This is a genomic window from Pseudomonas sp. FSL R10-0399 (assembly GCF_009600165.1).
Classification (GTDB): domain Bacteria; phylum Pseudomonadota; class Gammaproteobacteria; order Pseudomonadales; family Pseudomonadaceae; genus Aquipseudomonas; species Aquipseudomonas helleri.
Genome location: NZ_WIWK01000051.1, coordinates 1 through 15,086 on the forward strand (window position 1 = coordinate 1; position 15,086 = coordinate 15,086).

Sequence of the window (15,086 nt, forward strand, 5' to 3'; positions counted from 1 at the left end):
ACTGAGTTCGTGATAGGACATAGTGGCAGCACCGTACCGGAAAGGTCAGGTGTTGCACTCAGTTTTTGCGGCCGCCCGTTCAAAGTGCCTGAGTTCGACGGAAAGTGAGTATTAAGTCAAATACAAAGCTCATGTGTACAATTTCGAGTGGTTTCAAAATGGAAGACTTAAGTGTTACTGTTTGTATGGCTGCCTACAATGGAGAAAAATATCTACGCGAGCAAATTGACTCAGTACTCAGCGAGTTGGCAGGTACCGATGAGCTTGTTGTTGTGGATGATTGCTCCTCTGATGCAACATATAAGTTGCTTTTGTCATATTCAGCTAAAGATCCAAGGGTAAAGGTTTTTAAAAACGCTTATAACTCTGGAGTGGTGAAAACGTTTGAAACTGCACTTTCTTATGCCCAAAATGATATTGTTTTTCTGGCAGACCAAGACGATATCTGGATGCCAGGAAGAGTCGATACGTGCTTGGCTATATTCAAGTCTAAACCAGAAGTTTCAGCTGTATTGGTAAATGCGGAAATTTTAGCATTCCAAGAGAAGACGGGACTCTCTTTCTACCCTGCAGGGCTTGAACCTAAATTGACAATTACTTCACAGCTCCTTCGAAATCAATTCATCGGGTGCTGTTTATGCTTCAGACGATCCATGCTGAAAATAGCGCTGCCATTTCCGACAAGTATATCGATGCATGATTGGTGGTTGGGTTGCTGTACTTTATTAAGTGGTAGTGTCTGTTTTGTTAATGAAAGTAAAATTTATTATAGACGGCATTCAACTAATGCATCCCCATCACAACGTAGGGCGCTGTCTGTCGTTTTGAAATCCAGAGCGGCAGATGTCTTATGTTTTTTTAAATTATTAGCTAGGTTTCTTGATAAGAGGCTTGAACGTGTCAAATAAAGTTGCTGTTCTGCTTGCTACTTATAATGGTGAGAAATATTTACGGGAACAGCTTCGTACTATTGAAATGCAAACCCATGAAAATTGGCATTTGTTTATACGGGACGATGGTTCTACTGACGCGACCGTAGATATTATTAAAGAATTCAGTTCTCGTTTTTCAAATACTACTATTGTTGATAATTTCGGAGAGTTTACTGGGTCCGCCGCTGGGAATTTTTTTAAGCTTTTGAATTTTTCGGATTTTGAAGGTTTTAGTCATATCAGCTTGGCTGATCAAGATGATATCTGGGCTCCCACTAAATTGGAATCAGCTCTAAGTCACATGAGTTTAGTTGGGGCCGGCGGTTACTCATCAAATTTGGTGTCGTATGACAACACTTCATTTCGTGCAAACTATATAGACAAAAGTCAGCCTCAAAAAAAATTCGACTTTATATTTCAAGGTGCGTCCGCAGGGTGTACATATGTATTCACGCGTGAGACATGCTTGTTGATTCAAAAAAAAACTATCAATATTGATAGTTTTAAAGGGCGCTCTCATGACTGGTTAATTTATGCTTTGTGCAGGACTAATGATATTCCTTGGGTCTTCGATCAGGAAGCACACATTTTTTATCGTCAGCATGCCGGGAATGTATTTGGCTCAATGAGTGCATTTGCAGGTTTGGTGGCCAGACTTAAACTATTGCGCAGCGGTTGGTATCGCGAAAATGTTCTTTGGATAGCAGAAAAATCGGGGGCTGATGCTAAGGCCTCTGCAGTCGTCGATCGCATAAAAAGAAATTCGCTAATGGATAAAATATCCCTTGCTAAAACGGTATCCCAATTTCGGCGCTCTAACAAAGAGAGTAAAGCTCTTGTATTCATTATTTTTTTATTTTTTTAGTGTGTATTAGTAAGTGAATATAATATATGAAAAGACTATTTGATATTATTTGTTCGGTGTACGGATTGTTGATTTTATCCCCCGTCATTTTGATTGTCGCTTGGATGATTCGAAGAAAACTGGGGTCTCCTGTTCTTTTTAAACAGGAAAGACCAGGTTTGCACGGGAAATCATTTCTCATGATTAAGTTTCGAACTATGCGTGATGCGGTCGATAGTAACGGTCGGCCTCTCCCAGACAGTGAGCGGATGACACATTTTGGACGTTTTTTACGCTCGAGCAGTCTGGATGAGCTGCCAGAGCTCTGGAACGTTTTGAAGGGTGATATGAGTTTAGTTGGACCTAGGCCTTTGCTGATGCAATATCTACCGCTTTACTCGGATGAACAGAGAAGACGGCATGAGGTTAAGCCCGGCGTAACAGGTTGGGCTCAGATCAATGGACGTAATAGTTTAAGTTGGGATGAGAAATTCAAGCTTGATGTCTGGTATGTCGACAACCACACGCTATGGCTCGATATAAAAATTCTTTTTCTAACCATAAAAAAAGTGCTTATAAAAGAAGGCATTTCGCAGGAAAATAACGCGACTATGGAAGCCTTCACCGGGTCCATTGAGCAAAAACGTACTACTGATAAATCGTAGGGAAAATGCTATGCAAGAAAAAATTCTGAGCCTTATCGAAGAAGCAATGGAAGCAGATGAAGGGACGGTGAGCCTTGACGATACACTCGCAGATCTGGCGTGGGACTCGATTGCTGTCGTTACCTTTATGGCATTGGCGGATGAACGTTTGGATAAAACACTTTCAGCAGAAAAGTTGAATGAGTGCGTGAAAGTGTCAGATATTGTGGCGCTTATTACCATATAGTTGTAACTTTAAAAAAGAGGTAAGCGCTAAGTTATCAAACCCGGAAATAATTTTCCGGGTATTTGATTTTTGCGTGCAACACGAGTGTTAGTTTATAAGATGTGTTGCGCGGATATATATTCTGAAATTTTTTATATTGGCTATGTGAGCGTAAAAGATGGCAGTGTTGGATTCTGTTAAAATTGCTGATGATTTAGTACGGTCTTATTGGCATCCAATTGCCCACATGTCTGAGTTGGCGAATGATAGAGATTTTGTACTTTTTGAGATACAAGATTTTGAGGTGGTTGTTATTAACGACAAAGGTAATTTTGTAGCGTTCGATAATCTATGCCCTCATCGTGGAGCTCGTTTTTTTACGGAAGACTATGGTAATCAAATGGTAAAGTGTCTTTACCATGGCTGGAGTTACACTCGCGGTAAAGTCAATGTGGCAGGTATTAAGACTTTTCAAGGCTGTGATATTGCCAGTGCCCGGCTCAATGAGTTTAAACTGGAAGTTATCGGTGAGCTTGTGTTTTTTGCTATAAAGCCGCATACAATCCTAAAAGAGCAACTTGGGCCTGTTATCAGTGATTTGCTTGTTAGGATTGGAGGTGATATTGATAGTCGTGCAGACTTTAACAGATACCCTTTTGAGTGTGATTGGACCATTGCTCTAGAAAATGCTCTAGAGCCTTATCATATACCGTTAATACATACCAATACGCTTGCAACATTAAATTTAGGTGTTGGTCAAAATGAGTTTTACGGCGAGAATTCAATATGGTATTCACCAGTTGAAGATGAAAAGGTTGCCAAGCGTCTTAGAAGCTTGAATCGATTTTATTCGGTAACAGAGCCTTATCAAGGGTATATGAGTATTTTTATTTTTCCATTTTCAATGATTTCTTCTACGTATGGTTACTCGTATTCGATGCAAAGTTTTTTTCCCTCTTCAGATGCGCAGTCTTCTTTTTTTACCAGTCGGCTTTATCCAGTGAAAAACAGTGAGCCCAAATATAAAGAAATTACATCTTCTTTTGTTATCTCTAGTGCTCAAATTAATCGTCAAGTATTTGATGAGGATCATCAAATTTGCAAACGTATTCCTGCCAAGTCATGGTCTACCTCTGCGCCAAAATTCACGAGTACGCTAGAACAAAAACTCCTGCACTTTAGACGCTCTTGTGCAGAGTGGAATAAATCTTCTTGAAGAGCCTTTTGAATATACAAGCCCGCAAAACTCGAACAGCAGGAGTTTAAGATGGTTGGCAATAATCACATCCGTTCGGTCAAAAATGTTCGTGTCAAAGGAATAGCTTGTGCTGTGCCGGCTCACGTTGCCGAGGTCACCAGCCTTACTGATGCATTTGGTGCTGAAAATCTCAACAAGATCAGGTCTAGCACGGGAGTAGAACGTCGTCATGTGGTGTCTAGTGAGTGCTCCTCAGATCTATGTGTCGCAGCAGCTGAACGCCTGATAAGTGATCTGAATATTGACAGATCAACTATTGATACTTTGATTTTTGTATCACAGACCCATGATTTCACTTTGCCAGCCACTGCATGCATCTTACAAGAACGCTTAAATCTACCCATGCACGCTGCAGCATTTGACATCGCATTGGGGTGTTCAGGATATACATACGGGCTCTGGGTAGCAGGTTCACTTTTGTCTGGTGGTGGAAGTCAACGTGCTTTGTTATTGGTCGGCGATACCATCAGTAAAATTGTCTCTCCTGCAGATCGTTCGGTCGCAGCATTATTTGGTGACGCTGGGTCAGCAACGATATTGGAACATGATCCGTCTGCTCCTGATATGCCCTTTGTCATGGGGACAGATGGGAGAGGAGCCAAGAACCTGATCGTGCCGTCTGGAGGTTTCCGAGACCGCCATGGTCAGTCGACTGAAACCTCAGAACCAGGAGTTCGAGGGCCTTACGACCTGTACATGAATGGTGCGGAGATTTTTGCATTTACTCTGGCTCGCGTACCGGCACTCGTGAAGGCTCTTCATGAAGCAAATACAGCAAGTGGAAAAGAGATCGATCATTATGTTTTCCATCAAGCTAATCGCTTCATGCTGGAGCATCTGGTTAAACGGATGAAACTACCACCTGAAAAGGTAGTGTTGGATGTGAAAGATGTTGGCAATACAAGTTGCGCTTCAATTCCTCTTGCACTTAGTCTTCATCAGAATAAAGCAGGCAGTCATTTATCTGGCCGCTTCATGTTAGCTGGGTTTGGCGTCGGGTATTCTTGGGCAGGATGTATAGCTGATTTTGATAATGTCTGGGTTAGCTCGCTTACCGTTACTTCCAACTCTGAAACCGAAGGTGAAATGTGACAGAGGTGAATCCTTTTTCGATGCTTGGCAAGCACATACTGGTAACAGGTGCTTCTTCAGGGATCGGGCGTGCAGTTGCTATTTGGCTTAGTAAACAGGGCGCAAGTCTAACATTAGTTGCTCGTGACATGACGCGCCTGGAGTCTACCCTTAGCCAGTTACAAGGTGCAGGTCATTCAATTGAGTTATTTGATTTCTTGTCTGGTGCTGATGTTTCTCAATGGTTGAAGGAAGTTGTTAAAAGGACATCTCCTCTGGATGGATTGGTTCATGCTGCTGGTGTACAGATGCCAATGCCAATTCGAGCTATGAGTGCCGGGCATTGGGATAAGATCATGGCAACCAATGTAACTTCAGGCTTTTTACTAATTAAGGCTTTTCGTCAGAAGGGGGTATGTGCTTCTGGTGGCAGTATTGTTTTGATTTCTTCTGTAATGGCCCAAGCTGGCGAACCCGCGCTCCTCGGTTACTGCGCAAGCAAGGGGGCTGTTGAGGCTATGGTGCGTGCGGCAGCCGTAGAGTTGGCACGTGAAGGTATTCGTGTTAACGCAATTGCTCCTGGGGTCGTACAAACTGAGCTAGTCGATACATTAGAGTCTTTAGTGGGTGCTGACTCAATGCTTGCGATCGAACAGCGGCATCCTCTCGGTTTTGGCAAGGCAGACGATGTTGCCTATGCAGTTAACTATCTTCTTTCACCAGCAGCTCGTTGGGTTACTGGCACTGCTATGGTTGTTGATGGGGGCTACCTTGCATGATCAAGACAAATAAACTTGTAATCTTGGGGGCGGGTGGTTTTGGGCGTGAAGTTTATGCATGGCTTTTGGATCTTATTAGCCAGGGAACTCTTCGTTCGACGAACACCGCTGAATGGATAATTTCCGGTTTTATTGATGATTCCGGAGATGCCCTAAATGGTTTTTCTGATCTTCCGCCTATATTGTCAACTGTCGAAAATTTTGTCCCTGCAGATGACATATATGTCGTCTGTGCAATTGCCAATCCTCGCGTCAAAAAAACATTAACAGATAAATTAAAAGTTAAAGGCACAAACTTTTACACTCTGCTTCACCCTACTGTGATTGTCGGTCCCCGCGTAAAAATTGGCGAGGGATCTGTCATTTGCCCGTTCACAGTCCTTTCAACGGATTTAGTTGTCGGTGACTTTGTCACCATTAACTCTAGTTGCACCATTGGCCATGACACCTTGGTATCAGACTTTTGCACACTGAGTGGTCATTGTGATGTAACGGGGGGGGGTAAATTGTTAGAGGGTGCATTTCTAGGTTCTCACGCGGTTGTTGTGCCCAAGGTTGTAGTGGGTGAGTACGCAGTTGTCGGTGCCGGGAGCGTAGCCATCAGAAAAGTTGCGCCAGGTGTTACGGTATTCGGTGTTCCAGCCAAACGTATTTCCGGATGATCAAATGAATGTATTTGCCCGAGTCACAGCTATTGAATATGTCCTTCCTGTTAACTCACTGACTAATGATGAACTGGCGCGTGAGTTTCCCGAGTGGAACGTAGATAAAATATTTAATAAAACAGGAATCAGCGATCGTCGAATTATTGCGCAGGATGAATGTGCGTCTGATTTGGCGTTTCTTGCGTGTGAAAAGCTATTAGCAACAGGTACTATCGATCGATCCGAGATTGATTTTATTATTCTGTGTACTCAAAGCCCAGATTACTTTTTGCCTGCTACTGCTTGTATTTTGCAGTACCGTCTAGGGCTTTCGACACTGTGCGGAGCTTTTGATTACAATCAAGGCTGCTCAGGTTTTATTTATGGTTTGGGGTTAGCCAAAGGATTGATTGAAACAGGGCAAGCAAAAAATATCTTATTAGTGACGGCGGAAAGCTATAGCAAATTTATTCATCCCGCAGACAAAAGTGTTAGGACTTTGTTTGGGGACGCCGCTGCAGCAACGTTGATTCAGGCGTCTGCAGGTGGCCCGTTTCTTGATCGATTTCGTTATGGCACCGATGGTGCGGGTGCTAAAAATCTAATTGTACCTATTGGAGGCGCTCGCCATCCGGCGGCACTCAATTTAGAGCCCGATCTTTATACGGATGACAGTGGAAATTCTCGTACTGATGCCAATTTGTACATGAATGGCTCTGCTATTTTTGAATTTTCTATGCGCCGTGTACCTGAGCTATTTACATCGTTGTTTGATGATGAATTTACGATTGATCAGGTTGACTTATTTGCGTTTCATCAAGCTAATAAATTTATGCTCGATTCTTTGCGGCGCAGAATTAAACTGCCCTCTGAAAAGTTTATTGCAGAGTTTGCACACTGTGGTAATACTGTTTCAAGCAGTATTCCTATCGCGCTTAAAGAGTCGTTAAATAAAGGCGTTTTAGTTGAGGGCAAAACAGTTGTAGGTGTTGGTTTTGGTGTAGGGTATTCTTGGGCTGGCTGTATTATTAAATGGTAAGCTTCATGAAACTTATAATTGATGGTCAGCGTCTACGCAGAGGTTAATTGTGCTAAATACTAATTTTTCTCCATGGCCTTCTTTTTCTGATGAAGAAGCTGATGCAGTCCGTGCCGTGATTTTGTCGAATAAAGTTAATTATTGGACTGGTCAGGAAACTCGCTTTTTTGAAAAAGAATTTGCTACGTGGTCTGGGACTGAATATGCCGTGGCTTTGGCAAATGGGACTGTCGCCCTGGATTTGGCATTAAAAGCCCTTCGTATTGGCACTGGTGATGAGGTGATAGTAACCTCTCGCACTTTCCTGGCTTCAGTTTCAAGTATTGTAAATGCCGGAGCAATACCAGTTTTTGCCGATGTGGATTTGAATTCGCAGAATATTACTGCAGAAACCATCCGCCAGGTTTTGACTCCTCGCACTAAAGCGGTGATTTGTGTCCATTTGGCAGGCTGGTCATGTGATATGGATCCAATCATGGCATTGGCAGATGAGTTTGGCCTCAAGATTATTGAGGATTGTGCTCAAGCTCACGGAGCTTATTACAAAGGCCGTCCGGTTGGTTCTATTGGCCATGTCGGTGCCTGGTCCTTTTGCCAGGACAAGATCATGACAACAGGTGGTGAGGGGGGCATGGTTACGACTAATGATCGCCAACTCTGGTTGGATATGTGGGCATACAAAGATCACGGCAAGAGTTGGGAAGCTGTCTATGAGCGTGAGCATACCCCCGGATTTCGCTGGCTGCACGAGAGCTTCGGTACGAACTGGCGGATGCTGGAGGTGCAAGCTGTCATAGGTCGTATTCAGTTGCGACGTATGCATGACTGGCAGGCAACTCGTTTGAATAATGCCCTTCAGATTTGGAACGCTGCGAAGCAGTTACCTGCTCTTCGGGTACCTGACCTGGCAGCAAGTGACGTTCATGCCGCCTATAAGTGCTACGTGTTTGTGCGCCCTGAGTGCCTTAAAGCAGACTGGTCCCGTGATCGCATTCTTAATGAAATTGTTGCCCAAGGGGTACCTGCCTTTTCAGGCTCGTGCTCAGAGGTTTATCTTGAAAAGGCTTTTGACAATACTGGATGGAGGCCTGCGCAACGTCTTGAACACGCCAAAGAACTAGGTGAAACAAGCATGATGTTTTTGGTTCACCCTACGTTGACAGTCCAAGAGATAGACATGACATGCGAGATATTGAGCAGTGTTGTGAAGGAAGCATCTTTGTAAGCAGGTGCTACTTTATAAGTACTAGGTTTGCATAAAGCAGACTGCGTATTGGTTTTGGATCTGCACAGGTGTTCAAAGATGTTATGGCTATAATTAGATCTTTTTTACTCAATTTGTCTCGACGGCAAAAACGAGCCATTCAGGTAGCATCGGATATCATGCTCGTTTGGCTAGCCTTATGGTTAGCCTTCGTTGTTCGACTGGGGATTGACGATATGATCAACCCGGTTACTGCGCATGTCTGGCTATTTGTCGCCGCGCCTTTAGTAGCCATTCCCCTGTTTATCCGTTTTGGCATGTACCGCGCAGTCATGCGCTATTTCGGCAATGATGCCCTCATCGCCATCATTAAAGCAGTCAGCTTGTCTTCGCTGATCCTGGCGGTGGTGGTGTACTGGTACAGCAATCACGATAACGTCGTTCCGCGCTCGATCATTTTCAACTATTGGTGGCTGAGTCTGATCATGTTGGGCGGTTTACGCTTGGCCATGCGTCAGTACTTCTTGGGGGATTGGTTTTCCGCAGCCCAACACGTGCCTTTTACCAGTCGTGATGATGGACTACCACGAGTCGCTATTTACGGTGCGGGTGCTGCGGGTAACCAGTTGGTTGCTGCATTGCGCATGGGCCGGCTGATGCGGCCCGTGGCTTTCATTGATGATGATGAAAGCATTGCTGATCGAGTTATTTCAGGCTTGCAGGTTTTCAAGCCTGAAAATATGCAGCAGATGATCGATCGAACTGGCGCTCAAGAACTACTTTTGGCCATTCCTTCGTCATCACGTGCACGTCGTCGCGAGATATTGGGATTGCTAGAGGGCTTTGCGCTGCATGTACGCAGTGTTCCCGGCTTCATGGACTTGGCAAGCGGCCGGGTCAAGGTTGACGATATCCAGGAAGTGGATATCGCTGATTTACTGGGACGTGATGCAGTGCCCGCACAGGCGGATTTATTGGAGCATTGCATCAAAGGTCAATGTGTTTTAGTCACGGGCGCGGGAGGCTCAATTGGCTCTGAGCTATGTCGTCAGATTCTGTCGTTGAACCCAACAACGTTATTACTGTTCGAACACAGCGAGTTCAATCTTTACAGCATCCTTTCTGAGCTTGAGCAACAGGTGAGTCGCGAATCGCTCTCGGTTAAAGTGCTACCGATTTTGGGATCGGTTCGGAATTCTCAGAAGCTGCTCGATCTGATGAATACCTGGAAGGTTGATACGGTTTATCACGCTGCGGCTTATAAGCATGTGCCCATGGTTGAGCACAATATCGCGGAAGGGGTCCTTAATAACGTTATCGGCACACTCAACACTGCTCAGGCAGCCCTTCAGGCAGGAGTGGAGAACTTTGTTTTGATCTCCACAGACAAGGCCGTACGCCCGACCAATGTGATGGGGAGTACCAAGCGATTAGCTGAGATGACGCTTCAGGCTCTCAGCCATGAGGTGGCCCCTGTCTTGCTGGGCGATAATTCAAACGTAGTCAGGGTCAATAAAACTCGTTTCACTATGGTTCGTTTCGGCAATGTGTTGGGCTCATCGGGTTCAGTGATTCCTCTATTCCATAAGCAGATCAAAGCCGGTGGCCCACTGACTGTCACTCATCCTAAGATTACCCGATACTTCATGACCATTCCTGAGGCGGCCCAATTGGTTATCCAGGCCGGCTCCATGGGGCAGGGTGGTGATGTCTTTGTTCTTGATATGGGTGAGCCGGTACGCATTGTCGAACTGGCTGAGAAGATGATCCATCTTTCAGGTCTAAGCGTGCGCTCCGATAAGAACTTGCATGGCGACATTGAAATCGAATTCACAGGGCTTCGTCCTGGAGAAAAGCTTTACGAAGAATTGCTGATTGGCGACAACGTAATCGCTACGCAGCATCCAATGATCATGTGTGCCAATGAGGACATGTTGTCTTGGAGTGAACTCAAGCAAAAACTTGAACAATTGCTTGACGCAGTAGATCAGGACGACTATCCACGAGTTCGACAATTGTTACGTGAAACAGTCAGTGGATATTCACCTGAGGGTGAAATTGTGGACTGGATTCACCTGCAGCATCGGACTGAGCCCTAGTCAATACACACCCTGCAACTGACACATTTTTGACACCCTCCAACCATCGCCTAAGTTTGGAGTACAGCTCAGGAAAGCTGTTTCCACTTAACGATGTATTGGAGTGTCACTTATGCGTATTGCCTTTCTCTCTTCGATGTTTTTGGCTTTGATGGTCGGTGTTTCCAGCGTGACTCATGCTGCTCCTGTGGCCGAAGCAGGTGCACCGGTCGTGGCTGCGGCGGCTTCACCTGATGTTCAAGTGATGACAATCAACCTCAATACGGCAGATGAGGCGACACTTCAGCGCGAACTGTCCGGCGTTGGTGCCGCCAAGGCTAAAGCAATCGTTGCTTACCGTGAGGCAAACGGTGCTTTTGCTTCGGCTGATGAGTTGCTGGAAGTCAAAGGCATAGGCAAGGCCATTTTCGACAAAAACCGGGATCGGGTTGCCGTTAACTAAGTAAAGCGCGGGAATGCAGAAGGCCAGTCAATGACTGGCCTTTTTTGTTTGCAGCCGCTTTTACTCGACTGATTGCTTCAGTGTTTTACGTGTTACATCCAGGATTTTTTCTCTTAACGCGTCACTTTCAACGCTTCGGGCAAGCACCAATGCGCCCACCAAGCTGGCGAATATCATGATGCTCTGATCTTGCGCCTCTGTGCCCGGCAGCGTGCTTTCGATTTGTTTGAGCCTTGCGTTGATAATGCTGTCGGTCGTCGGGCTGGCATGTCCTTGCTGTGCCATTTCTGCAGACATGGTTGGCAATGGGCAGCCTTCATGGGGCGAGGTCACGTGCCATTGCGACAGGTAAGCATCAATAAACACATGCAGCGGCTGCGGCTGGCTGAATATATCGGCACACAGGCCATCGACTTCATATGCTGCCTGTTGCAGGGCTTTTTCAACCAGTTCGTTTTTAGAGGCGAAGTGAGCGTAAAAGCCACCGTGGGTCAGGCCCAGTGATTTCATCAGGGGCTGCAGGCCGGTTGCTCCAATCCCGTCACGTCGAAACAGGCAGGCGGCTTCTTTAATAATGCGTTGATGCGTCAGGGCTTTGTGGTCGGGTGAGTAACGCATGGCTGCAGCCTCTTAATGCAATGACGCATCATAGCCCTGAGTTTCGAGCCATTGCACAGACACTTCGTGCATTTGTGTATAGGCATTTGTCCTCAGAGCTCATCCTTGAACGAGCGCTGAGGACTGCCCACGTTTTACCGGTCCTTTGATTCTTTTGCGTCCATTTCAGCATTGCGTTCAGCAACGCGTTTGCGCTGCTCATCGGTCAGTTCCACTTTGTCGGCGGTGTCACGCAGGGTCATCAGGCCGCCAACTATAGCGCCGATGACTACGATGAGTATTATCCAACCATACCAGGGCATTGTGTTCTCCTTGAAGGGCACGTGGCTGAGCAAAAAATTTGCGAAGCGTTGTGCTGTCTATCCCGTTAAGTGTGTGAGTAATCAGTGATTTCATTGTAGGCCGGTTATTTTTTCGTGCGCGTGTGATCACCTCAAGATGATTAAAGTCATGAAAATACGATCATCGGGTGCCGGTAGGCGGCGGCTTCCGCTACAATGCGCGCCGATTTCGACCAGCCTGAGAACCCGCTAATGTCCGACTGCCAGACTCCTATCATCGTCGCCCTGGATTACCCAACGCGTGACGCCGCACTGAAATTGGCTGATCAGTTGGACCCGAAACTGTGCCGCGTAAAAGTGGGCAAAGAGCTGTTCACCAGTTGCGCTGCTGAGATTGTCGGTACGTTGCGTAACAAAGGCTTTGAGGTTTTTCTGGACCTAAAATTCCATGACATCCCCAACACCACCGCGATGGCCGTAAAGGCTGCTGCCGAGATGGGCGTGTGGATGGTTAACGTTCACTGTTCGGGCGGCTTGCGCATGATGGCTGCCTGCCGTGAAGAGCTGGACAAGCGTACCGGCCCGCAACCGTTGTTGATTGGTGTCACGGTATTGACCAGCATGGAGCGTGAGGACCTCGCTGCCATCGGCCTGGACATCGAGCCACAAGAGCAAGTGTTGCGTTTGGCTGCTTTGGCACAAAAGGCCGGTATGGATGGGCTGGTGTGCTCGGCTCTGGAAGCGCAAGCGCTGAAGGCCGCACACCCGTCGCTGCAATTGGTAACGCCAGGGATTCGTCCTGCTGGCAGTGCTCAGGATGACCAGCGTCGCATTTTGACTCCACGTCAGGCGTTGGATGCGGGTTCTGATTACCTGGTTATTGGTCGCCCGATCAGCCAAGCGGCTGATCCGGGCAAAGCATTGGCTGCCGTGGTTGCCGAAATAGCTTAAGCTCGCCAGTGATGTCGCCGCAGCCCGGGCTGCGGCGACATGGGGTTTAAACCTTCAGTACCAACTTGCCGAAGTTTTCCCCGCTGAACAGCTTGAGCAGGTTTTCAGGGAAGGTCTCCAGCCCTTCAACAATGTGCTCCTTGCTTTTCAATTGCCCTTTGCTCAGCCAAACAGCCATTTCTTGTGCGGCCGCAGCGTAACGGTCGGCATAGTCCATCACCACAAACCCTTCCATACGCGCACGATTGACCAGCAATGACAGATAGTTGGCCGGCCCTTTGACGGATTCCTTATTGTTGTACTGACTGATCGCACCGCAGATGATTACGCGCGCCTTGAAGCGCAAGCGACTGAGCACCGCGTCCAGAATATCGCCGCCCACGTTGTCGAAATACACGTCGACCCCTTTAGGGCATTCACGTTTCAGGCCGGCGAGAACGTCTTCGTTCTTGTAGTCAATCACGCCGTCAAAACCCAGTTCGTCAATCAGGTAGGCGCATTTGTCTTTCCCGCCTGCTATACCGACCACATGACAGCCCTTGAGCTTGGCGATTTGCCCGGCAATGCTGCCAACGGCGCCCGCAGCACCAGAAATCACCACAGTGTCTCCGGCTTTCGGTGCTCCAATGTCGAGCAATGCGAAGTAGGCGGTCATGCCGGTCATGCCCAGCGCTGACAAGTACACCGGCAAAGGCACCAGTTTGGGATCAACTTTGTAGAAACCGCGGGTTTCCCCAACGAAGTAATCCTGCACACCCAGCGCGCCGTTCACGTAATCACCGACGCTAAAGTCCGGATGCTTCGAGGCAACGACTTTGCCGACGCCCAAAGCGCGCATCACGTCCCCAAGAGCCACAGGGGGGATGTAGGACTTGCCTTCATTCATCCACCCGCGCATTGCGGGGTCGAGGGACAGGTATTCATTTTTAACCACGATTTGCCCATCGCCGGGCTCAGCCACAGGCACCTGTTGGTAGGTGAAAATGTCGCGGGTTACTGCGCCGACGGGGCGTTTGGCGAGAAGGAATTGGCGGTTAGTCTCGGCGGTCATCGTAGGCACTCATCATTAAGGCAAAGGAGGTTGATAGACGTTCTGGGCCGTGTCGGCAAGCGAACATGATCTTACGAATGCTTTTTCATCAATTGGGGTGATGTTGGTAGGCGGAGTTATATCACTTCGATAAATAAGTTGTTTGGGTGTGCCTACACTGAAAACAGATTTTCCCCTTTGAGGATAAGAATAATGAGCATGACGTTTTCCGGGCGAGTGGCTGTGGTGACCGGGGCCGGTGCAGGTATCGGGCGGGCCGCGGCACTGGCCTTCGCGGCCGAGGGCTTGAATGTCGTTGTGGCCGATCTGGATGCCGCGAGCGGGGAGGGCACTGTCGAGCTGATCAAGGCCGCCGGTGGCAGCGCAGCATTTGTACGTTGCAATGTCGCCCTTGAGGCGGACGTCAGGCATTTGATGGAGCAGACCCTCAGCACTTATGGCCGTCTGGATTACGCCTTCAACAATGCTGGCATCGAAATCGAGCACGGCCGCTTGGCGGACGGTACAGAGGATGAATTCGACGCAATCATGGGCGTGAACGTTAAAGGTGTGTGGTTGTGCATGAAATATCAGTTGCCTCTGATGCTCAGCCAGGGCGGTGGAGCGATCGTCAATACCGCGTCTGTGGCAGGCCTTGGCGCCGCACCGAAGATGAGTATCTACTCGGCGTCAAAACACGCGGTGATTGGTCTGACAAAGTCGGCGGCCATTGAATACGCGAAGAAAAAGATCCGCGTCAATGCGGTGTGCCCTGGCGTGATTGACACAGATATGTTCCGCCGCGCATACGAGGCAGATCCGAGAAAGGCGGAGTTTGCTGCGGCGATGCATCCGGTCGGGCGAGTGGGCACAGTAGAAGAGGTCGCGAGTGCTGTGCTGTACCTGTGTTCGGACGGTGCAGCATTTACCACGGGCCATGCTCTGGCGATTGATGGCGGGGCTTTAGCGATTTAATGAAACGGCTGAAGACTGCGATCTTTAGATGTTGAAAAAGATCGCAGCC

General features: G+C 47.5%; 17 protein-coding genes. 14 read left to right on the forward strand and 3 right to left on the reverse strand.

Features of this window, described 5'->3' with window-relative positions:
* The first annotated feature begins 158 nt into the window (after nt 1-158).
* The 12 genes from GHO41_RS15620 to GHO41_RS15675 all read left to right on the forward strand — a co-directional run bounded on the left by GHO41_RS15620 (nt 159) and on the right by GHO41_RS15675 (nt 11,182).
* A complete protein-coding gene (locus GHO41_RS15620; protein ID WP_178110006.1) occupies nt 159-908 on the forward strand; it encodes a glycosyltransferase family 2 protein in 750 nt (249 codons plus the stop codon).
* Entirely contained in the window at nt 898-1,797 is a 900-nt protein-coding gene (locus GHO41_RS15625) for a glycosyltransferase (protein ID WP_178110005.1), read from the forward strand. The genes GHO41_RS15620 and GHO41_RS15625 overlap by 11 nt, the downstream gene beginning before the upstream one ends.
* Nucleotides 1,798-1,823: 26 nt before the next feature.
* Nucleotides 1,824-2,441 (forward strand): sugar transferase, encoded by a 618-nt coding sequence (locus tag GHO41_RS15630; protein ID WP_153390179.1) that lies wholly within the window; start codon nt 1,824-1,826, stop codon nt 2,439-2,441.
* 10 nt (nt 2,442-2,451) lie between these two features.
* Nucleotides 2,452-2,667: an acyl carrier protein gene (locus GHO41_RS15635; RefSeq protein ID WP_153390177.1), complete on the forward strand. Its 216-nt coding sequence runs from the start codon at nt 2,452-2,454 to the stop codon at nt 2,665-2,667.
* Nucleotides 2,668-2,824: 157 nt separating this feature from the next.
* Nucleotides 2,825-3,862: an aromatic ring-hydroxylating dioxygenase subunit alpha gene (locus GHO41_RS15640; RefSeq protein ID WP_153390175.1), complete on the forward strand. Its 1,038-nt coding sequence runs from the start codon at nt 2,825-2,827 to the stop codon at nt 3,860-3,862.
* Between the two features lie 51 nt (nt 3,863-3,913).
* A complete protein-coding gene (locus tag GHO41_RS15645) occupies nt 3,914-4,996 on the forward strand; it encodes a ketoacyl-ACP synthase III (protein ID WP_153434069.1) in 1,083 nt (360 codons plus the stop codon).
* Nucleotides 4,997-5,016: 20 nt separating this feature from the next.
* On the forward strand, nt 5,017-5,754 hold the full coding sequence (locus GHO41_RS15650) for an SDR family NAD(P)-dependent oxidoreductase (protein WP_153390215.1): 738 nt from the start codon (nt 5,017-5,019) through the stop codon (nt 5,752-5,754).
* On the forward strand, nt 5,754-6,416 hold the full coding sequence (locus tag GHO41_RS15655) for a NeuD/PglB/VioB family sugar acetyltransferase (RefSeq protein ID WP_178110011.1): 663 nt from the start codon (nt 5,754-5,756) through the stop codon (nt 6,414-6,416). Before GHO41_RS15650 ends, GHO41_RS15655 begins: the two co-directional genes overlap by 1 nt.
* Before the next feature lie 4 nt (nt 6,417-6,420).
* Nucleotides 6,421-7,437 (forward strand): ketoacyl-ACP synthase III, encoded by a 1,017-nt coding sequence (locus GHO41_RS15660; protein WP_153434070.1) that lies wholly within the window; start codon nt 6,421-6,423, stop codon nt 7,435-7,437.
* A 49-nt stretch (nt 7,438-7,486) separates the two neighbouring features.
* On the forward strand, nt 7,487-8,662 hold the full coding sequence (locus tag GHO41_RS15665) for a DegT/DnrJ/EryC1/StrS aminotransferase family protein (protein ID WP_178110004.1): 1,176 nt from the start codon (nt 7,487-7,489) through the stop codon (nt 8,660-8,662).
* 83 nt (nt 8,663-8,745) lie between these two features.
* Entirely contained in the window at nt 8,746-10,740 is a 1,995-nt protein-coding gene (locus tag GHO41_RS15670; protein ID WP_153390213.1) for a nucleoside-diphosphate sugar epimerase/dehydratase, read from the forward strand.
* Between the two features lie 112 nt (nt 10,741-10,852).
* A complete protein-coding gene (locus GHO41_RS15675) occupies nt 10,853-11,182 on the forward strand; it encodes a helix-hairpin-helix domain-containing protein (RefSeq protein WP_153338082.1) in 330 nt (109 codons plus the stop codon).
* A 60-nt stretch (nt 11,183-11,242) separates the two neighbouring features.
* Here GHO41_RS15675 and GHO41_RS15680 read toward each other — a convergent pair whose 3' ends face one another.
* Nucleotides 11,243-11,800 carry a TetR/AcrR family transcriptional regulator gene (locus GHO41_RS15680; protein WP_153434071.1) on the reverse strand — a complete coding sequence of 186 codons (558 nt, stop codon included), beginning with the start codon at nt 11,798-11,800 and terminating at the stop codon, nt 11,243-11,245.
* A 134-nt stretch (nt 11,801-11,934) separates the two neighbouring features.
* Nucleotides 11,935-12,102, reverse strand: coding sequence for a DUF2897 family protein (locus GHO41_RS15685; protein ID WP_082148642.1), 168 nt, complete (start codon nt 12,100-12,102; stop codon nt 11,935-11,937).
* A 231-nt stretch (nt 12,103-12,333) separates the two neighbouring features.
* Here GHO41_RS15685 and pyrF point away from each other — a divergent pair, with 231 nt between their 5' ends.
* Nucleotides 12,334-13,032, forward strand: a complete 699-nt coding sequence (gene pyrF / locus GHO41_RS15690; protein ID WP_178126523.1) for an orotidine-5'-phosphate decarboxylase — start codon at nt 12,334-12,336, stop codon at nt 13,030-13,032.
* Nucleotides 13,033-13,078: 46 nt separating this feature from the next.
* Here the strand turns inward: pyrF and GHO41_RS15695 are convergent, their stop codons facing one another.
* Complete coding sequence (locus GHO41_RS15695) at nt 13,079-14,083, reverse strand: NADP-dependent oxidoreductase (protein ID WP_153390169.1); 1,005 nt, start codon at nt 14,081-14,083, stop codon at nt 13,079-13,081.
* 192 nt (nt 14,084-14,275) lie between these two features.
* On the opposite strand from GHO41_RS15695, the gene GHO41_RS15700 reads away from it, so the two are divergent.
* The gene (locus tag GHO41_RS15700) at nt 14,276-15,037 is read left to right on the forward strand and encodes an SDR family oxidoreductase (RefSeq protein WP_048368490.1); all 762 of its coding nucleotides are present in this window, start codon (nt 14,276-14,278) and stop codon (nt 15,035-15,037) included.
* Nucleotides 15,038-15,086 lie beyond the last annotated feature (49 nt).